We start from the raw sequence: 18,438 nt of genomic DNA, 5'->3' as shown, positions 1-18,438 counted from the left end.
CGATAAGGCGCAAAAAATGACAACAAAATCAGCACCGGGGCAGCTTATTGCTTCGGTATTGCAGTGGGTTCTGAATATTGGCCTGGTGATTCTGGCCATCATCCTCGTGGTGTTTTTGGGGAAAGAGACGATTCATTTAGCCACGGTACTGTTCAGCACCGGTGAGCAGGCCTCTTCTTACCTGCTGATTGAAGGTATCGTCATCTATTTTCTCTATTTCGAATTTATCGCGCTGATCGTGAAGTATTTCCAGTCGGGTTATCACTTCCCGCTGCGTTATTTCATCTATATCGGTATCACCGCGATTATCCGCCTGATCATCGTTGACCATAAAAATCCGTTCGATACGCTCTACTATTCGGCGGCGATCCTGATTCTGGTGATCACATTGTGGCTGGCGAACAGTAATCGCTTAAAGCGCGAATAACATCTTCTTCCTGACGTGGCACAACCAACAGTGCCACGTCGGTTTCTCTGCGTTAAACTAGGGCAACTTTTTTTCCGGAGATGTCCTGATGTCGCATCAAGCGCTGCGCCAGTTACGCGCACTGCACTGGCTGCCAGCCTCTTCCCCCTTACTCTCGCCCCCATTACTTGACTGGTTGCTGGAAGAAGACTCGATGACGCGTCGTTTCGAGCAACATTGCCAGAAAGTCACGGTTGAACTGATCCGCGAAAGCTTTATCCATGCCGACGAGATGGCGCAAGAAGCGGAGTTCCTGCCTGCCGACGAACGATTTTGGCTGCGTGAGATCGTGCTCTGCGGTGATGGTGAGCCTTGGTTAATTGGCCGTACGGTGGTGCCTGAAAGCACGCTGAATGGCCCCGAACTGATGCTGCAAAACCTCGGTACGCGTCCGCTGGGGCGCTATTTGTTTGCTTCCTCAACTCTTAGCCGTGATTTTATCGATCCCGGTCAGGTAGAGGATTTATGGGGACGCCGTTCTCGCCTGCGTTTGTCGGGCAAACCGCTGATGTTAACTGAACTGTTTTTACCGGCGTCGCCGCTGTATCGCGCGCTGGAGCAAGGATAAAGGACTGTGGAAAAAACCTTAACCATGACCAAATGGCAGGCCTATCGCCGCCTGATGCGCATAGATAAGCCGATTGGCACCCTGTTGCTGATGTGGCCAACGATGTGGGCACTGTGGCTGTCAGGCATGGCTGTGCCGCCGTTGTCTGTGCTGGTGGTGTTTGTGCTGGGCGTATTTGTCATGCGTGCTGCGGGATGTGTCATTAATGACTACGCTGACCGCAAAGTTGACGGCCACGTTAAGCGCACGGCTTCGAGGCCGCTGGCGAGTGGCGCGGTGACGGAGAAAGAGGCCAAGATACTGTTCGTGTTGCTCGGTCTGTTGGCGTTTGCGCTGGTACTGACCATGAATCGCATGACGATTCTGCTGTCATTTGGCGGCCTGGCGTTAGCGTGGGTTTATCCGTTTATGAAGCGCTTTACCCATTTACCGCAGGTGGTGCTGGGCGCGGCCTTTGGCTGGGCAATCCCTATGGGATGGGCGGCAGTTAGTGAGTCCTTACCACTTGTTTGTTGGCTGGTGTTCTTTGCGAACATATGCTGGACAGTGGCCTATGACACCCAATACGCGATGGTCGATCGTGATGATGACCTGAAGATTGGCGTGAAATCTACGGCGATTCTGTTTGGGCGTTACGACAAGCTGATCATTGGCTTGTTGCAGTTGGCGACGCTGGGCCTGATGGCGCTGGTGGGTTGGATGCTGAGTCTGAATGGCGCGTTTTATTGGTCATTGTTGCTGGCGGGTGGTTTGTTTGTGCATCAACAAAAGCTGATTGCCCAGCGCGAGCGCGATCCCTGCTTCCAGGCGTTCCTGAATAACAACTATGTGGGGTTGGTGATGTTTATCGGGGTGTTGCTGAATACCCAGCCGTTTATTGATCTGTTTTGATGTAGAGGCGCACCCAGGTGCGCCTCTAACAGGCATTACTCGTGAGTGACCGCGCTTTCAATGGTCAGACGCACATCGCTGGTAACCAGCTCTGCCAGCATCTGCCACATGACATGAGTACGCTCTGCGTCGGCATCACCCGAATCACTGATATACCCTTCGTCACGCAGTGACAGCACTAAGGTCGTAAAGACCGCTTTATCGAAGAACTCCGGTGCGTTAATGCCGTGCAATACTGAAAGACGTTGAGCCAAAGTACGGCTCTCTTTCTCCAGCGTACCGCGGTTAATCGTCGGCTTGGCACTCAGAATGGCAAAGGTAATCGCAAAACGTTGTAAGGTTTCGCGGATACCGGCTGCCAGCAACTGCAGTGAACGGTGACGCGCAGGGTTCATGCGTAGCTGACCTTCCTGCAAGGTAATCAGACCCTGTCGCGCCATTTCAGCACTGAGTGCGTTCAACAGTGCTGGTAGCTCGGCGTTATCCCAGCGCAGGAACAGTTCACTCTTCAGCATCGGATAGACCAGGCTGACCTGACGCAGCAGTTCCGCTTCATCGACTTCGCGATGCTGCTGCACGATGGCGGCAATCAGCGATGGCATCACCAGCATGTGATGGATGTTGTTGCGATAGTAGGTCATCAACACCGCTTGTTCGCGCGGCAGGATAATGATGTCGCCAATGCTGTCCTTTTCGGTTTCAAACTTGTTCATGCCCATGGCATGGTCAAGCAGCGCTTCGGCGCTCATGTCCGGGACCGTTGCTTCCGGCGAATACGGCACATTACGCAGCAGCTGGGTATAGCACTCGAGCTGTTCGATCAACTGTTCGCGGGTGAGCGAGCGCTGACGCGATGCCAGCAGTGCCGTGACACACAGGTTCATGGCATTGGCGGCACCGGCTTCGTTGATGCGCACCATTAAACGCGCCGCGATATCATTCACGGTAGGTGTCATCCAGGCTGGACGCAGTGGCTCAATCGGATCGATCGCATCACGCCATTCCGGCACGTTTTTGTTCAGGTAGTTCATCAGCGGCAGAGGTTCGCCGAAGTTGACATAACCTTGACCAAGATTGCGCAATTTACGCAAACCGCGCACCATCTGCAGGAAGCTCTCTTTTTCCTTAGCCGCACCGCGCAGCTCTTTCGCGTAAGTGCCTACCTCCATCACATGTTCATAGCCGATATAGATCGGCACGAAGGTGATAGGGCGGCTTCCACCGCGCAGCATGGCCTGCAAGGTCATCGACAGGGTGCCGGTTTTGGGATCGAGCAAGCGACCGGTGCGTGAACGTCCACCTTCTACGAAATATTCAACCGAATATCCGCGGCTGAACAGTTCGCCCAGATATTCGCGGAATACCGTGGAGTAAAGCTTGTTGCCCTTGAAGGTACGGCGAATGAAGAAAGCGCCAAGGCGACGGAAAATCGGGCCCGCAGGCCAGAAGTTCAGGTTAATACCGGCTGCAATGTGCGGGGGCACCAGGCCCTGGTGATACAGCACATAAGAGAGCAGCAGGTAGTCCATGTGGCTGCGGTGGCAGGGCACATAGACAATCTCATGGCCGTCTTGTGCCAGCTGACGCACACGTTCGCCACCATTGACGTTGATGCCCTGATAGAGACGACTCCACAGCCAGCCCATCACACGATCGGTGACGCGAATAGCTTCATAGGAGAAGTCTGCAGCCACTTCTTCCATCATCTCGATAGCGTTCTGTTGAGCTTTCTCATGGGAAATCTTTTTGCTGCGCGCTTCGTCTTCCACTGCTTTTTCAATCGCTTTGGATTGCAGCAGTTTGTTGAACAGATCCTGACGTGCGGGCAAGCGTGGGCCCACCGCCGCAAGGCGTTGGCGTGCAAAGTGAATGCGGGCCACGCGCGCCAGTTTCTGTGCAATAGACTTATCGGTACCGTGTTCCGTTGCCATCTGGCGCAGGGAAACGGTCGGCGAGAAGCGCACAAAACTGTCACGGCCGTGCCACAGAATGGCGAAGAACTTCTCTATACCATTCATCATGCGCAGATGCGGCGTGGCTTCACCCTGGATTTCGCGTCCTGGTGCGCGACCAAACATCACCGAAACCGGCAACATTTGAACGTCGAGATCAGGGTTACTGCGGTGCAAATCGAGGTAATCGTGAAACAGCTTCACGGACTCTGGATTGGCCACGAAATAGGGGATAACGCGCGGACCATCGTGAATAAACACGTGGCGCGGCAGCAGAGTACCATCGATCTCTAAGGGAGCCAGGGGATCCGGCAGATCATGTTTCAGACATTGCGCCCGCAGTGTGAGTAAGTCTGCCTTTGAATCATAAGGCAAAACGTACATCACCGGACGTGTCGGATCGATCCCATGTTCGGAGACAGGATCGGTCGGAATGACCTTACCTTTAACCAAAATTGAGAGTGGTAAATTCAATAATTTGTAATAAAGTTTACGCCAACCTGACATAGACAACTTAAAGCCTCTTGTTAGCAAAGCGCGGCAAGCATACCAGAAAGTGCAGCGAAGATCTGTGGTGACACCACCTCAGGCTGCCGAGAAATTGACGTCAAAACCAATCAAGGGTTCCACCAGCATGGCAAATAATGTCACCGGTTTTCAAAGAATAGTGAATGCAGCCGGTTATTCCTGGCAGGGGCTACGCGCCGCCTGGCAGAATGAAGCGGCATTCCGACAGGAAACGATCGCCGCAGTGATCGCCGTTATCGTGGCCTGCTGGCTGGATATCGATGCCATTTCTCGTGTGCTGATGATTGGCTCAGTGGTGCTGGTGATCATTATTGAAATTGTTAACAGCGCCATCGAAGCGGTGGTTGATCGCATCGGCGAAGAGCGGCATCCGCTGGCAGGACGCGCAAAAGATATGGGTTCAGCGGCGGTTTTACTGGCTATCTTGCTGGCCCTGTTCGTCTGGATCACACTGCTCTGGTCCCATTTGCGATAGCCATTCCAGATTCACCGCGCTGCGCTAATTCGCCGCTGTTTTGGTTTTCATTTCGCCAATACCTGTATATACTCACAGCGACTGTATAAACAACCAGGGGGCGGGATGAAAGCGTTAACAGCAAGGCAGCAACAGGTCTATGATCTGATTCGCGACCATATTAACCAGACGGGCATGCCGCCAACGCGTGCGGAAATTGCTTCGCAACTGGGATTTCGCTCGCCCAATGCTGCTGAAGAGCATCTGAAAGCGCTGGCGCGTAAAGGTGTTATCGAAATTGTTTCGGGTGCTTCACGCGGTATTCGTCTGCTGATGGAAGAAGAAGTCAGCGAAGGTTTACCGCTGATTGGCCGCGTAGCCGCCGGTGAGCCGCTGCTCGCGCAGGAACACATCGAAGCGCACTATCAGGTTGATGCAAACCTGTTCAAACCCAACGCAGATTTCCTGTTACGCGTAAGCGGAATGTCGATGAAAGATATCGGGATTATGGATGGCGATCTGCTCGCGGTGCATAAGACTCAGGAAGTGCGTAATGGCCAGGTCGTGGTGGCGCGTATTGATGATGAAGTCACCGTAAAACGCTGGAAAAAGCAGGGCGCTATTGTACATCTGCTGCCCGAAAATACCGATTTCCAGCCGATCGTGGTCGATACGCGTGAACAGTCTCTGACCGTTGAAGGTCTGGCTGTGGGCATCGTGCGTAACGGTGAATGGCTCTAATCTCTTTTTGAATTCCCCCGCTGCGGTAGTGCTTATCGCAGTATGAAGTGCTGATTCCTTGCGTCGGACATTTTTGGGTTCAACGTGAGGAATCAGGCTGATCATCGCAACAACGGAACGGGCGGATGCGGCTGTTTTCCTCTTCAGACAAAGCACTCTGGCGGCTGGCGCTGCCGATGATCCTCTCCAATATTACGGTCCCGCTGCTCGGTGTGGTTGATACGGCGGTGATTGGTCATCTCGATAGTCCCATTTATCTGGGCGGCGTGGCTGTCGGTACTACAGCGACCAGCTTCATCTTTATGCTGCTGCTTTTTCTGCGTATGAGCACCACTGGGCTGACGGCCCAGGCCTTTGGCGCCAATGACAAAACCGCACTGGCGCGCGCGTTGATACAACCCTTATTGATTGCCTTGGTTGCAGGTTTGTCGTTTGCACTGCTTCGTACCCCTGCGAGCAATCTCGCGGCAACATTGATGGGCGGCAGCCCAGAAGTGCAGCAGCAGGCGCAAATATTTATCGAAATACGCTGGCTGAGCGCGCCGGCCACGCTGGCCAATTTGGTGATTCTTGGCTGGCTGCTAGGCGTGCAGTATGCCAGGGCGCCCATGGTGCTGCTGATCGTTGGGAACCTGGTCAATATCCTGCTCGATTTACTCTTCGTCCTGAAACTGCACTGGGGCGTGGCGGGAGCTGCGGCAGCAACCGCATTGGCAGAGTATGTGACGCTGGGAGTCGGTTTATGGATGGTCGCGCGCGTGCTCAGGTTGCGCGGTATCCATTTTACGCTGCTTAAGCAAAGTTGGCGTGGCGATGCTGCGAGGCTGTTCCGGCTCAATCGCGACATTATGCTGCGTTCGCTGATGGTACAAATTTGCTTTGCCTCTCTCACTCTGTTGGGCGCGCGCATCGGGCCAGACGTGGTGGCAGTCAACGCGGTGTTGCTGATGTTCCTCACCTTTACTGCCTACGCGCTGGATGGCTTTGCTTATGCCGTCGAAGCATGTTCAGGAGAGGCTGTCGGGGCAAAAGATCGCAGCCGATTATTACTTATCTGGCATGCAGCCTGCCGTCAGGCGGGGATTGTCGCGTTAATGTTTGCCCTGATTTACGCCTTTACTGGTCCATATATTGTCGCGCTGCTCACTTCTCTGGAGCCACTGCGTGAAATGGCCGATCGCTATTTAGTCTGGCAAGTGATTCTGCCGTTGGTCGGCGTCTGGTGCTATCTGCTGGATGGCATGTTTATTGGTGCCACGCGCGGACGCGAAATGCGCAACAGCATGGTGATGGCAGCGGTGGGTTATGGCGTTGCTCTGCTATCACTCCCCTGGTTGGGGAACCATGGCTTATGGCTGGCGGTAACGGTGTTTCTTACGTTGCGAGGCGTAACGCTGTGGTGGGTGTGGCGTCGTCACTGGCAGCGTGACACCTGGTTCAGTGCGGGATAAGCGAAGCGTAACCTACAGATTATTCTGTATTTTTTTGCGCAATCCACGCTGGATACTATAATTATCTCAAACGGCGCAAATGAGTAGCGCGTTGTGTAGATGTTTCCTTGCTTTCATAGGGGATCATCTTATCTCACTCAGGATGAAGTGGAGGATTATGATGAACAAAGACGAAGCGAGCGGTAACTGGAAGCAGTTCAAAGGGAAGATGAAAGAGAAATGGGGCAAGCTGACGGATGACGATATGACCGTCATTGAAGGTAAACGCGATCAGCTTGTCGGCAAAATTCAGGAACGTTATGGCTATGCGAAAGAGCAAGCCGAAACGGAAGTCAAAGACTGGGAAAGTCACAATAAAGACTACCGTTGGTAAGCAGCCGCTTTAAGGATGATGCTCCTACCCCGCCGATCACCCGTCGGCACGGCACAAGGAAGTGCCAATTACCCTTTTCTTACCTTCTTTTTACTCTCAATTTCATGGTCATGATCGCAACTATCATGGTGCTTACACGCGGCGACTTCTGCACAATTTTCACACAGTCCATGCGCTTCGATGACAGTGTGACGCAGTGAAAAACCTGCCTGATCGGCCAAGCCCGCGATGATTTTTTCCACCCCATGAGCATGTTTCTCACTGACAGCTGCACAGCCGTCACACACCAGCATAACTGAGGTATGGGCGGGTTCGTCAAAATGATGGCACACCACATAGCTGTTATTAGATTCAACGCGGTGAATAAACCCTTGTTCTAACAGGAAATCCAGTGCACGGTAAATCGTTGGCGGTTTAGCCTGCGGTTCACTAATGCGCAGTTGATCCAACAGGTCATAGGCACTGATCGAACCATTTTGCTCGGCCATCAGACGCAGCACTTCAGCGCGTTGAGTGGTCAGGCGCACGCCGCGATCAAGGCAAAGTGATTCTGCTTGAGTCAGCAGTTGTGCGGGCGTGAGGTTTGACATAAACATTCTCCAGGTTGCAGGCGATGTTATTTTATCACACAAACTTTTACCCTGCTGTGATTGCTTTTTGTTCTTATGTCTTCTAAGAAAACCCTGATAATCAATGAATTAACTTCACCATTTTGTAACTCTTATCCATTCCAGCAATTTCACACTCCCTATTAGATCAGCCAGATAGCATAAAAACCGTCCTGATTTTGCTTTGCAACTCACCGGGTTAGCGTCTAAGGTTCAAAAGGTCTTAAGTAATTTCTGGTATCAATTTACGTATTGTTCATTTTTCTGCATAACAAAACAGCAGAATGGTGCCTACGCAGCCAATTCTGTGAATAGCAGTGCTATTTCCTTTTAATTCACAGCAATGATGCGTTAGCCAGGGTTCAGAATAGCGGCTAACTAAACTGTTTCGTTTCTGAGTGATTCAGCGACATTTCAAAGGTGATGGCAGGCTCATGGTGAAGACAATATTCAGGCACAAAAAAGTTGCTTATCTTGTTGGTTTGAATGCGGTATTTCTTTCTTCTTCAGCTCTGGCAGCAGGTACATGGTATGACGCACGCAACGATGCGATGGGGGGAACGGGCGTCGCCTCATCCACCTGGAGTTCGGCGGTGCTGGCCAACCCGGCATTGATGACCAAAGCCAAACCTGAAGATAACGTCAGCATTATTTTCCCTTCGGCGGGCGTTCAGGTTACCGATAAAGACAAATTAATTAACAAAGTCGATGACATCAGCGACAGCGTCGATCGCTACAAAGACGTGATTGATAATCTGACGTTTGCCGATTATCTGCGAGGCTATCCGGAATTGAAGGCTGCCGCCGGGGATATGGCCAATCAGCTGGATGATTTAAAGGGTGATAAAGCCCATGGCACCGCGGGTGTGGCCTTTGCGGTTACCGTGCCGAATGAGACGCTGCCTTTTGCGTTTATCACCAAAGCCTACGGTACGGCACATGTGCAAGCCAATGTTGCCCAGAGTGATATCACTTATCTGCGCGGTGTCGCAGACGGCACGGTGATTCCTTTGCCAGGCGACCAGGATAAATTAACGTCCAGCGGTAACGGTTTAGCGGCATTAGTCACCGACTACGGCGTTGCGCTGGCCCATGAGTTCAACGTTGCCGGTCATCCGGTTTCAGTAGGCGTCACGCCGAAACTGCAGAAAACCTGGTTGTACAACTACACCGCCAGTATTTATAACTTCGATAAAAGTAACATCAATAACAGTCAGTACCGCAGCTCTGACACTGGCTTCAACATTGATGCCGGTGTCGCAACCGATTTTGGCGACCACTGGACAGTGGGTGTCACCGGTCAGAACCTGATTTCTCGTGATATTGATACGAAAACGGTGGAAGGCTATCGCGATACCTACCAAATCCGTCCGTTGGTCACGTCGGGCGTGGCCTGGAATTACGGTGCGTTCACGCTGGCTGGCGATGTCGATTTGACGGAAACCAAACGCTTTAAGTCTGAAGAGAGCAGCCAGTATGCGGGCGTGGGTGCTGAATATCGCGTGCTGGAGTGGCTGGCCTTACGTGCGGGTTATCGTGCGGATATGAAATCTAACGACACTAACGTCTTTACTGCCGGTCTGGGTGTGTCACCGTTTAACAACACGGTTCATCTGGATCTCGCCGGTTCGGTGGGTGATGACAATACCTGGGGCGGCATGTTGCAGCTCGGATTTAACTTCTAAAACCCGTAATAACGGGCGGCTGTGTCGCCCGTTATTACTGTGGTATCATTGCGCAGATTGTCATCACTTAACTCACTCCGGATTTGCTGCGCTTCATGACCGATACTTTCTCTTCGCAACGTTTTTCCATCGCCCCGATGCTGGACTGGACCGACCGCCACTGTCGTTATTTTCACCGCAAGTTAAGCGGCGATACACTGCTGTACACCGAAATGGTGACCACGGGCGCTATCATTCACGGCAAAGGTGATTATCTCGCTTACAGTGAAGAGGAACATCCGCTCGCATTGCAGTTAGGTGGCAGCGATCCTGCAGCATTGGCGCAGTGCGCAAAACTCGCAGAGGAACGGGGTTACGATGAGATCAATCTCAACGTTGGTTGCCCTTCCGATCGCGTCCAGAACGGCCGTTTTGGTGCCTGCCTGATGGCTGATGCGGCATTGGTCGCTGATTGTATTAAGGCCATGCGCGATGTGGTGAGCATTCCGGTGACGGTCAAAACGCGCATCGGTATTGATGAGCAAGACAGTTATGCATTCCTGTGTGATTTCGTCGGCACCGTGGCGGATAAGGGAAATTGTGACACCTTTATTATTCATGCCCGCAAAGCCTGGCTTTCGGGGCTGAGCCCGAAAGAGAATCGTGAAATCCCACCGCTCGACTATCCGCGCGTTTACCAACTGAAGCGTGATTTCCCCGGGCTGACCATGGCCATCAATGGCGGCATTAAAACCCTGGAAGAAGCAAAAGCGCATTTGCAGCATATGGATGGTGTGATGATGGGCCGCGAAGCCTATCAAAACCCCGGCATTCTGGCGCAGGTGGATCGTGAGCTGTTTGGTCGTGACAGTGCGCTGGTGGATTCGGTTGCCGTGGTGCGTTCGATGTATCCTTACATCGAAGCAGAACTCAGCAAGGGAACCTATCTTGGTCACGTCACTCGTCATATGCTGGGCCTGTTCCAGGGCATTCCGGGCGCACGTCAGTGGCGTCGTCATTTAAGTGAAAATGCGCATAAACCGGGTGCGGATGTTCGTGTGCTGGAAGCGGCACTAGCCTTAGTGGCAGATAAGATCCCTCAGGAAGCGTGATCTCAGGCTACCTGACATCGTAGGGGCGGCCTTCAGGCCGCGTCCTGCGGGCTCTCCTGGCATACTCGTTCCGTTCAGCGCTGCGGAATGCTTGCCCCGGAGTAGCCACAGCCTGCACATCAGCTATTGGCGGTTTTTATCACGCCACTAATTAGTGAATTTCATCACTATCTTTTTACTTTACTCCCAAGCATTCCTCACTTTTCAACACTTTACTTAAATTTCTAATTTGGCACGCATCTTGTAATGCACACTGTGTTAATTACACAGGAGAGCCTTCGTGGAAATTTTATTTGTTATCGGCTTTTTTCTGATGCTGCTGTTGACCGGCGTCTCATTGCTGGGTGTCATCGCGGCATTGATCGTCGCCACCGTCGTTATGTTCCTGGGCGGATTGTTTGCACTTGTTATCAAGTTGTTGCCATGGTTGGTGCTGGCAGTGGTCGCCGTCTGGCTTTACCGCGCATTTACTACACCAAGTGGTGAAGCTAAATTGAACAGACTGAAAAGAAAAATCAGTCACTTAGACAGGAATGGCTGGCGCTAAATGCGGGGGCGATCACAGAGTGAATAATTGCTTAGTACGAATCTGCATTTAAACATATTTTTTACTTATGTTTTCTGTCAGGATGCGTAAAGTAATTCAAACGAATTCATCGCCGCTGACCCTACACCAGCGCGAACTATAAAAAGAAAGAAAAAAAGGGCTTCCTTCGGGAAGCCCTTAACTTTTAGGGGATCAGTAAACTTGAGCCCTGTGTGGCGCGGCTTTCCAGCACCTGATGCGCGCGTACGGCATCGCTCAAGGCAAACTTCTGCTCATCGGGTACTTTTAACTGAATGGCGCGGCTGGCAATCAGTGAGAAGAGTTCATTGCTGGCGCTGTCGAGCTCCTGACGGTTAGTGATGTATCCAAACAGCGAAGGGCGCGTAACAAACAGCGATCCCTTCTTGTTCAGAATGCCGAGATCGACACCGGTTACTGGCCCTGACGCATTGCCAAAACTCACCATCAAGCCATGACGGCGCAGGCTATCGAGCGACGGTTCCCAGGTATCTTTCCCGACGGAGTCATACACCACGCCCACTTTCTCGCCGTTGGTCAACTCACCAACGCGTTGGGCAATATTTTCATCACGGTAGTTAATCGTCGCCCATGCGCCGGCATCTTTGGCAATTTTCGCTTTTTCAGCTGACCCGACGGTGCCAATCAAATGCGCACCCAGCGCTTTCGCCCACTGGCAGGCAATCAAACCCACCCCACCGGCCGCCGCGTGGAACAGAAAGATCTCATCCGCTTTCACTTTATAGGTCTGGCGCAGCAGATACTGCACGGTTAGCCCCTTGAGGAATGAGGCGGCGCCCTGCTCGAAGCTGATGCTGTCTGGCAAGATCACCAGGCGATCTTCCGCCACATTATGCAGCTCGCTATAGGCACCCAGCGTGGCCTGGCAATACACCACCCGGTCGCCGGGCTTAAAACGTGTCACGGCAGAGCCCACGCGTTTGACTACGCCCGCCGCTTCGGTGCCAAGGCCGGAGGGAAACGCGCCCACCGGATAGAGTCCGCTGCGTACATAGGTGTCTATGTAGTTGATGCCAATCGCCTTATTCTCGACCTGAACTTCATGCTCGCTGGGATCGGCCAGCTCAAAATCGACCCATTGCAATACCTCCGGGCCACCGTGTTGGTTGAACTGAATACGCTTTGCCATTCTGACTCCTGTGATTGTTCATCCTGGGACGGTATACTTGCGCGTCCCTTTCACGATCGGTAATGCATTCACTATGGCAGGAAATAAACCCACCAACAAATCCAACGAAACCCGCGATCGGCAGCTGGAAGGCGTGAAAATGCCGCCGCATTCCATAGAAGCGGAGCAGTCGGTGCTCGGTGGGTTGATGCTGGATAACGAGCGCTGGGATAACGTTTCTGAGCGCGTCGTGGCGGAGGATTTCTTCAACCGCTCGCACCGCATGATCTTCTCTGAAATGCAGCGCCTGCTGGAAATGGGCCAGCCGATTGATCTGATCACCTTATCCGAATCCTTGGAAACATTGGGTGAGCTGGAGATGGCGGGCGGCTTTGCCTATCTGGCTGAATTAGCGAAAAACACCCCAAGTGCCGCGAACATCGGTGCCTATGCGGATATCGTACGTGAACGTGCGGTGGTGCGCGAAATGATCTCGGTGGCGAATCAAATTGCCGATGCGGGTTATGATCCTCAAGGCCGCAGCAGCGAAGATCTACTCGATTTCGCTGAATCCAACGTCTTCAAAATCGCCGAACAGCGCGCGAATAAAGATGAAGGCCCGCAGAACATTGAGCAGATTCTGGAAGCTACGGTATCGCGTATTGAGGCGCTGGTGTCGACGCCGCACGATGGCGTCACCGGAGTCGATACTGGCTATCAGGACCTGAATAAAAAAACCGCCGGTCTACAGGGCTCGGATCTGATTATCGTTGCCGCGCGTCCGTCGATGGGTAAAACCACCTTCGCCATGAATCTGTGCGAAAACGCAGCAATGCTGCAAGACAAGCCGGTATTAATCTTCAGTCTTGAGATGCCCAGCGAACAATTGATGATGCGTATGCTGGCTTCACTGTCACGCGTGGACCAGACCCGTATTCGAACCGGTCAGTTGGAAGATGAAGACTGGGCGCGTATCTCCGCTACCATGGGGATCCTGCTTGAGAAGAAGAACATGTATATCGATGATTCTTCTGGTCTGACACCAACGGAGGTCCGTTCACGTGCACGCCGTGTGTTCCGTGAAAATGGCGGTCTGAGCTTGATCATGATCGACTACCTGCAATTGATGCGCGTGCCGTCGCTGTCGGATAACCGTACGCTGGAGATTGCGGAGATTTCACGTTCGTTGAAAGCCCTGGCGAAAGAGTTGAATGTGCCGGTGGTGGCACTGTCGCAGCTTAACCGCTCTCTGGAGCAGCGCGCGGACAAACGTCCGGTAAACTCCGATCTGCGTGAATCCGGATCGATCGAGCAGGATGCCGACTTGATCATGTTCATCTACCGCGACGAGGTTTATCACGAAAACAGCGATCTAAAAGGCATCGCGGAGATCATTCTCGGTAAACAGCGAAACGGGCCGATCGGCACCGTACGATTGACCTTTAACGGTCAGTGGTCCCGCTTTGATAACTATGCTGGACCGTCTTACGACGACGAATAATCCTTTCATACCCGTTGCATGCACGATTTGTGCATGCAATTCACGTCATCAGAAAATAGTGTTGGACAACCCCGGCTTTAATCAGGTTATCTGTACCAAAGCGCCCCTTAATACGCTGTGGAAGCAGAATGACTCAGGTAGACGATTACGACCTTAAGATATTGACACTATTACAATCTAACGGCCGCCTCACCAATCAGGAACTCAGTGATTTAGTCGGTCTTTCGGCGTCCCAATGTTCACGCCGCCGCATCAACCTTGAACAGGCAAACCTTATCCTCGGTTATCACGCGCGGCTCTCGCCGGACGCAGTAGGGCTGGGCATGGTGGGTTTGATTGAAGTGCGTTTGAAAAATCACACACCTGATTATGAAGCGAGTTTTCATCGCATGGTGGAGGAGGAAGCCGCCATTGTTGATGCCTTCAAAACCACCGGTGATGCCGATTATCTGCTGAAAGTTGCCGTCGCTGATTTGGCGTCACTCAGCGCATTGATCAGCCAATTAGTGGCGGGCCATCAGAGCGTGGCGCATGTGAAGACTTCCGTAGTTTTAAACCGATTAAAAGAGAACGGTTTGATGATGATCCCTGAGCACAAAACGCGCCAAAAAAGTGCATGATGTGCTAATCTGGTGCAATATTTGGCTGAAACATGCGAAAAACGCGCACCAGAAACAGATTTGTGCATGAATTGATTACCGACTCGTTAGTTGATGTACAAAAACCTGCAATAAAAGCGCCTTAGTTATCAATTGGATAATCGCTGGCACCACATAGGTGGCGACTAGACGTCGCCTATGTGGTGCGTTTTTTGCATTTGAACCGCATCATTTGCACTGAGATTAATCCATGGATAACGTCGTTCAACCTACCAAAGTTCCCCATTCGCTGATTGAAGATGCGCTGGCCATTGTGCTCGGCACATTAATGGTCTCATTTGGCGTGATTATGCTGAAGCAGGCGGGGGCGCTGACGGGCAGCTCCGCAGGCATTGCCTTTTTAATCAGCTATCTGACACCGCTCTCCTTCGGCAGCGCGTTTTTCCTGATCAATCTGCCGTTTTACTGGCTGGCGGTGCGCCGTATGGGATGGGAATTCACCCTCAAAACCTTCTGCGCCGTTGGACTGGTTTCGCTGTTTACGCATTTACATCCGCTATTCATTCATTTTTCTGCGCTAAATCCCTTTTATGCGGCATTGTTCGGTAACGTGGTGATGGGTATTGGGTTTATAGTGTTGTTTCGTCACAAAGCCAGCCTGGGTGGTATCAACATTTTGGCGCTCTGGCTGCAAGACCGCGTCGGTCTGCGCGCGGGCAAATTGCAAATGGCGGTGGATACCTGCGTGGTACTCGCTTCACTGTTTGTGGTGTCGCTGCCGATGCTGGTGGCCTCTATCGCGGGCGCGGTGATCCTCAATCTCATCATCGCAATGAATCACCGTCCTGGCCGTTACATGGTTTGATGACGCCTCTTTACCGACTTTTTATGACCAATCATGGAGATCTGCACCGTGTTTCAAAACGTTGATGCTTATGCTGGCGATCCGATTCTGTCGCTGATGGAAACCTTCAAACAGGATCCGCGCGATAATAAAGTGAATCTGAGCATCGGCCTCTATTACAACGAGGCGGGCATCATTCCTCAGTTGCAGGCCGTTGCTGCAGCTGAAGAGCGCCTGCAGGCGCAGCCGCATCAGGCTTCGCTCTATCTGCCGATGGAAGGCTTGGGACCCTACCGTAACGCCATTGCCCCGCTACTGTTTGGTAAAGAACATCCAATGCTGAAAGCGGGGCGTATTGCTTCGATTCAGACGCTCGGTGGTTCAGGTGCCTTGAAAGTGGGTGCGGATTTCCTTAAGCGTTATTTCCCGCATTCCAAAGTGTGGGTGAGTGATCCAACGTGGGAAAACCACGTAGCGATCTTCAACGGTGCCGGTTTCGAGGTGAACACCTATCCGTGGTATGACGCAGAAACCAACGGTGTGAAGTTCGATGCCTTCATTGCCAAACTGAAGACACTGCCAAAGCAGTCTATCGTGTTGCTGCACCCATGCTGCCACAACCCGACGGGCGCAGATTTGACTGACGCACAGTGGGATGAAACCACCGAAGTGCTGAAGGCGCAGGAGCTGATTCCATTCCTCGATATCGCCTATCAGGGCTTTGGTGCGGGTATGGAGCAAGATGCTTATGCCATCCGCGCAATTGCCGCTGCGGGCCTGCCTGCACTGGTCAGCAACTCGTTCTCGAAAATCTTCTCGCTGTACGGCGAACGTGTTGGCGGCTTGTCGATTGTGTGCGAAAGCGCAGAAGAGTCTGCACGCGTGCTGGGTCAGTTGAAAGCCACCGTGCGTCGTAACTACTCCAGCCCACCAAACTTCGGTGCTCAGGTAGTTTCCTGCGTGCTGAACGACGAAGCTCTGCTGAACAACTGGCTGGCAGAAGTGGAAGCGATGCGTCTGCGTATCATCGAAATGCGTCAGGCACTGGTTAACGTGCTGAGCACTAAGCTGCCGGGGAAAAACTTCGATTACCTGCTGAAGCAGCGCGGTATGTTCAGCTACACCGGTCTGAGCGCGCAGCAGGTTGATCGCCTGCGTGATGAGTTCGGCGTCTACCTGATCGCCAGCGGCCGTATGTGCGTTGCCGGCCTTAACAGCCGTAACGTTAATCAGGTCGCTGAAGCCTTTGCTGCCGTGATGTAAACACACCTCGCAGCAAGATAAGAACCGCCATGCCTTCGGGCTGGCGGTTTTTTTATCGCCCTAATCTGCCGAGCTGACCTTTACCTTTTGGCGACATGCTGCACACTTAAACGGTGTGATGACGTTAAGATTCTGGCAGGCGGAATGCGCGCAGTTATCTGCCCATCGATGAAAGGGAGTACAGCATGAACACTTCGGATTTACTGACTTTTTGTATGAGCAAACCGGGCGCGGAGCAAACCTATAAAAATGAATGGGATGCCACGCAAATCAAAAGCGAGGGTGTACTATTTGCCATGGTGCATGATGCAAAAGGGCGTCCGGCGCTGTCGTTAAAAACCTCGCCTGCACTGGCCGATTTGTTGCGAGAGGAGCACAGTGATGTGTTTCCGAGCGAGCACCTGAATAAGACGCACTGGAGTACATTGTGGCTGGATGGTTCACTGAAGGATTCGCAGATCTATTATCTGGTCGATGCTTCCTGGCAACAGGCTGACGCCACACGCGCGGCGGGCGTCAGCCATGATGAAGATTCGCGCTAATTAAGCCGCAGATTCTTCACGCAGGGTGTTGATATCAATCACGAAGCGGTATTTCACGTCGCTTTTCAGCATACGTTCGTAGGCTTCGTTAATCTGGTTCATGGCGATCAGCTCGATGTCTGAAGTGATACCGTGCTTACCGCAGAAATCCAGCATCTCCTGAGTTTCAGCGATGCCACCAATCAGTGAACCGGCAATGCTGCGACGTTTGAAGATCAGGTTAAACACCTGTGGTGCCGGGTGATCGTGCTCTGGTGCGCCAACCAGTGTCATGTTGCCATCGCGTTTCAGCAGAGCAATAAACGGGTTGAGATCGTGCTGAGCGGCAACGGTGTTAAGGATGAAATCAAAGCTGTTGTTGTGCTGCGCCATTTGTTCGGCATCTTTTGAAATCACCACTTCATCGGCGCCGAGACGTTTGCCATTCTCAATTTTTGACGGAGAGGTGGTGAATAGCACGACATGCGCGCCCATGGCATGGGCAAGTTTCACGCCCATATGACCCAGGCCGCCGAGACCGACAATACCGACTTTCTTACCTGGGCCAACATTCCAGTGGCGTAGCGGAGAATAGGTGGTGATACCGGCGCACAGCAGGGGTGCAACACCGGCGAGGTCGAGGTTTTCCGGCACACGCAGCACGAAACTCTCATCAACGACCATGCTGGTGGAGTAGCCGCCGTAAGTGATGGCGCCGGTTTCACGGTCTTCGCCATTGTAGGTGCCAACAAAGCCGTTTTCGCAATACTGCTCCAGTCCTTCCTGGCAGCTTGGACAGCTGCGGCAGGAGTCAACTAAACAGCCAACACCGACCAAATCGCCCACTTTATATTTGTGGGTGTGCGCGCCAACTGCGGTCACGCGTCCAACAATTTCATGGCCTGGCACTACTGGGAAAATGGTGTTTTTCCATTCATTGCGCGCAGTATGCAGGTCGGAGTGGCAAACGCCACAGTACAACACTTCAATCTGCACATCATGAGCGCGCAGCTCGCGCGGCTTATAGTCGAACGGGGCGAGTTTAGATTTCGCGTCCTGTGCGGCATAGGCATGCGTAATATTCATGGTGTCTCCAATCGGGTGTGTCGTGAGTTTATTGCGGGATCCCGTTCAGTGAGCTGAAGGGATAAAGGCGCGTTGGGTTGCGCTAAAAAGGAACGGTATAAGGATAGTCAGCGGGGGAGAAA

At 52.5% G+C, this 18,438-nt stretch carries 19 protein-coding genes; 15 read left to right on the top strand and 4 right to left on the bottom strand.

Annotation, left to right across the window (positions count from 1 at the left end; all coding sequences use genetic code 11):
• Positions 1–16: 16 nt before the first annotated feature.
• The 3 genes from psiE (at position 17) to ubiA (ending at position 1,925) form a co-directional block, all read left to right on the top strand.
• The gene (gene psiE / locus QMZ30_RS20600; RefSeq protein WP_039331675.1) at positions 17–427 is read left to right on the top strand and encodes a phosphate-starvation-inducible protein PsiE; all 411 of its coding nucleotides are present in this window, start codon (positions 17–19) and stop codon (positions 425–427) included.
• An 88-nt stretch (positions 428–515) separates the two neighbouring features.
• Entirely contained in the window at positions 516–1,034 is a 519-nt protein-coding gene (ubiC, locus tag QMZ30_RS20595; protein ID WP_283228784.1) for a chorismate lyase, read from the top strand.
• 24 nt (positions 1,035–1,058) lie between these two features.
• The gene (gene ubiA / locus QMZ30_RS20590; RefSeq protein ID WP_283228824.1) at positions 1,059–1,925 is read left to right on the top strand and encodes a 4-hydroxybenzoate octaprenyltransferase; all 867 of its coding nucleotides are present in this window, start codon (positions 1,059–1,061) and stop codon (positions 1,923–1,925) included.
• Positions 1,926–1,960: 35 nt separating this feature from the next.
• Here the strand turns inward: ubiA and plsB are convergent, their stop codons facing one another.
• Entirely contained in the window at positions 1,961–4,384 is a 2,424-nt protein-coding gene (gene plsB / locus QMZ30_RS20585; protein WP_283228823.1) for a glycerol-3-phosphate 1-O-acyltransferase PlsB, read from the bottom strand.
• Between the two features lie 127 nt (positions 4,385–4,511).
• Here plsB and QMZ30_RS20580 point away from each other — a divergent pair, with 127 nt between their 5' ends.
• The 4 genes from QMZ30_RS20580 (at position 4,512) to QMZ30_RS20565 (ending at position 7,424) form a co-directional block, all read left to right on the top strand.
• Positions 4,512–4,880: a diacylglycerol kinase gene (locus tag QMZ30_RS20580; RefSeq protein WP_283228783.1), complete on the top strand. Its 369-nt coding sequence runs from the start codon at positions 4,512–4,514 to the stop codon at positions 4,878–4,880.
• A 105-nt stretch (positions 4,881–4,985) separates the two neighbouring features.
• On the top strand, positions 4,986–5,600 hold the full coding sequence (lexA, locus tag QMZ30_RS20575) for a transcriptional repressor LexA (protein WP_039331664.1): 615 nt from the start codon (positions 4,986–4,988) through the stop codon (positions 5,598–5,600).
• A gap of 125 nt (positions 5,601–5,725) precedes the next feature.
• Entirely contained in the window at positions 5,726–7,051 is a 1,326-nt protein-coding gene (gene dinF, locus QMZ30_RS20570; protein WP_283228782.1) for an MATE family efflux transporter DinF, read from the top strand.
• Positions 7,052–7,211: 160 nt separating this feature from the next.
• A complete protein-coding gene (locus tag QMZ30_RS20565) occupies positions 7,212–7,424 on the top strand; it encodes a CsbD family protein (protein ID WP_039331660.1) in 213 nt (70 codons plus the stop codon).
• 68 nt (positions 7,425–7,492) lie between these two features.
• On the opposite strand, the gene zur is transcribed toward QMZ30_RS20565, so the two are convergent.
• The gene (zur, locus tag QMZ30_RS20560; protein WP_039331658.1) at positions 7,493–8,014 is read right to left on the bottom strand and encodes a zinc uptake transcriptional repressor Zur; all 522 of its coding nucleotides are present in this window, start codon (positions 8,012–8,014) and stop codon (positions 7,493–7,495) included.
• Between the two features lie 452 nt (positions 8,015–8,466).
• On the opposite strand from zur, the gene QMZ30_RS20555 reads away from it, so the two are divergent.
• The 3 genes from QMZ30_RS20555 (at position 8,467) to pspG (ending at position 11,355) form a co-directional block, all read left to right on the top strand.
• On the top strand, positions 8,467–9,717 hold the full coding sequence (locus QMZ30_RS20555; protein WP_283228781.1) for a conjugal transfer protein TraF: 1,251 nt from the start codon (positions 8,467–8,469) through the stop codon (positions 9,715–9,717).
• 95 nt (positions 9,718–9,812) lie between these two features.
• On the top strand, positions 9,813–10,808 hold the full coding sequence (gene dusA / locus QMZ30_RS20550) for a tRNA dihydrouridine(20/20a) synthase DusA (RefSeq protein WP_283228780.1): 996 nt from the start codon (positions 9,813–9,815) through the stop codon (positions 10,806–10,808).
• Positions 10,809–11,088: 280 nt separating this feature from the next.
• Positions 11,089–11,355: an envelope stress response protein PspG gene (gene pspG, locus QMZ30_RS20545; RefSeq protein WP_283228779.1), complete on the top strand. Its 267-nt coding sequence runs from the start codon at positions 11,089–11,091 to the stop codon at positions 11,353–11,355.
• A 184-nt stretch (positions 11,356–11,539) separates the two neighbouring features.
• Here the strand turns inward: pspG and QMZ30_RS20540 are convergent, their stop codons facing one another.
• Positions 11,540–12,523, bottom strand: coding sequence for a quinone oxidoreductase (locus QMZ30_RS20540; RefSeq protein WP_283228778.1), 984 nt, complete (start codon positions 12,521–12,523; stop codon positions 11,540–11,542).
• A gap of 73 nt (positions 12,524–12,596) precedes the next feature.
• On the opposite strand from QMZ30_RS20540, the gene dnaB reads away from it, so the two are divergent.
• The 5 genes from dnaB (at position 12,597) to QMZ30_RS20515 (ending at position 17,251) form a co-directional block, all read left to right on the top strand.
• Positions 12,597–14,003 carry a replicative DNA helicase gene (dnaB, locus tag QMZ30_RS20535; RefSeq protein WP_039331652.1) on the top strand — a complete coding sequence of 469 codons (1,407 nt, stop codon included), beginning with the start codon at positions 12,597–12,599 and terminating at the stop codon, positions 14,001–14,003.
• Between the two features lie 128 nt (positions 14,004–14,131).
• Positions 14,132–14,623 carry an Lrp/AsnC family transcriptional regulator gene (locus tag QMZ30_RS20530; protein ID WP_039331651.1) on the top strand — a complete coding sequence of 164 codons (492 nt, stop codon included), beginning with the start codon at positions 14,132–14,134 and terminating at the stop codon, positions 14,621–14,623.
• Between the two features lie 229 nt (positions 14,624–14,852).
• The gene (locus QMZ30_RS20525; protein ID WP_283228777.1) at positions 14,853–15,467 is read left to right on the top strand and encodes a YitT family protein; all 615 of its coding nucleotides are present in this window, start codon (positions 14,853–14,855) and stop codon (positions 15,465–15,467) included.
• Between the two features lie 48 nt (positions 15,468–15,515).
• Positions 15,516–16,709, top strand: coding sequence for an amino acid aminotransferase (locus QMZ30_RS20520; RefSeq protein WP_283228776.1), 1,194 nt, complete (start codon positions 15,516–15,518; stop codon positions 16,707–16,709).
• 185 nt (positions 16,710–16,894) lie between these two features.
• Positions 16,895–17,251: an MmcQ/YjbR family DNA-binding protein gene (locus QMZ30_RS20515; RefSeq protein WP_058969701.1), complete on the top strand. Its 357-nt coding sequence runs from the start codon at positions 16,895–16,897 to the stop codon at positions 17,249–17,251.
• Here the strand turns inward: QMZ30_RS20515 and QMZ30_RS20510 are convergent, their stop codons facing one another.
• The gene (locus QMZ30_RS20510; protein ID WP_283228775.1) at positions 17,252–18,316 is read right to left on the bottom strand and encodes an NAD(P)-dependent alcohol dehydrogenase; all 1,065 of its coding nucleotides are present in this window, start codon (positions 18,314–18,316) and stop codon (positions 17,252–17,254) included.
• Between the last annotated feature and the right edge of the window lie 122 nt (positions 18,317–18,438).

Origin of the sequence: Pantoea sp. EA-12, assembly GCF_030053355.1 — a bacterium.
GTDB classification, from domain to species: domain Bacteria; phylum Pseudomonadota; class Gammaproteobacteria; order Enterobacterales; family Enterobacteriaceae; genus Pantoea; species Pantoea vagans_C.
Note: the sequence above shows the minus strand (reverse complement) of the source record. Positions and strands in the feature narration are given on the sequence as shown.

Coding starts and splice junctions, on each gene's coding strand:
- ubiA (WP_283228824.1), top strand. CDS start 1,059: ATGACCAAATGGCAGGCCTATCGCCGCCTGATGCGCATAGATAAGCCG.
- dinF (WP_283228782.1), top strand. CDS start 5,726: ATGCGGCTGTTTTCCTCTTCAGACAAAGCACTCTGGCGGCTGGCGCTG.
- QMZ30_RS20525 (WP_283228777.1), top strand. CDS start 14,853: ATGGATAACGTCGTTCAACCTACCAAAGTTCCCCATTCGCTGATTGAA.
- psiE (WP_039331675.1), top strand. CDS start 17: ATGACAACAAAATCAGCACCGGGGCAGCTTATTGCTTCGGTATTGCAG.
- dnaB (WP_039331652.1), top strand. CDS start 12,597: ATGGCAGGAAATAAACCCACCAACAAATCCAACGAAACCCGCGATCGG.
- QMZ30_RS20540 (WP_283228778.1), bottom strand. CDS start 12,523: ATGGCAAAGCGTATTCAGTTCAACCAACACGGTGGCCCGGAGGTATTG.
- QMZ30_RS20555 (WP_283228781.1), top strand. CDS start 8,467: ATGGTGAAGACAATATTCAGGCACAAAAAAGTTGCTTATCTTGTTGGT.
- QMZ30_RS20565 (WP_039331660.1), top strand. CDS start 7,212: ATGAACAAAGACGAAGCGAGCGGTAACTGGAAGCAGTTCAAAGGGAAG.
- lexA (WP_039331664.1), top strand. CDS start 4,986: ATGAAAGCGTTAACAGCAAGGCAGCAACAGGTCTATGATCTGATTCGC.
- ubiC (WP_283228784.1), top strand. CDS start 516: ATGTCGCATCAAGCGCTGCGCCAGTTACGCGCACTGCACTGGCTGCCA.
- QMZ30_RS20530 (WP_039331651.1), top strand. CDS start 14,132: ATGACTCAGGTAGACGATTACGACCTTAAGATATTGACACTATTACAA.
- plsB (WP_283228823.1), bottom strand. CDS start 4,384: ATGTCAGGTTGGCGTAAACTTTATTACAAATTATTGAATTTACCACTC.
- QMZ30_RS20510 (WP_283228775.1), bottom strand. CDS start 18,316: ATGAATATTACGCATGCCTATGCCGCACAGGACGCGAAATCTAAACTC.
- zur (WP_039331658.1), bottom strand. CDS start 8,014: ATGTCAAACCTCACGCCCGCACAACTGCTGACTCAAGCAGAATCACTT.
- QMZ30_RS20580 (WP_283228783.1), top strand. CDS start 4,512: ATGGCAAATAATGTCACCGGTTTTCAAAGAATAGTGAATGCAGCCGGT.
- QMZ30_RS20515 (WP_058969701.1), top strand. CDS start 16,895: ATGAACACTTCGGATTTACTGACTTTTTGTATGAGCAAACCGGGCGCG.
- dusA (WP_283228780.1), top strand. CDS start 9,813: ATGACCGATACTTTCTCTTCGCAACGTTTTTCCATCGCCCCGATGCTG.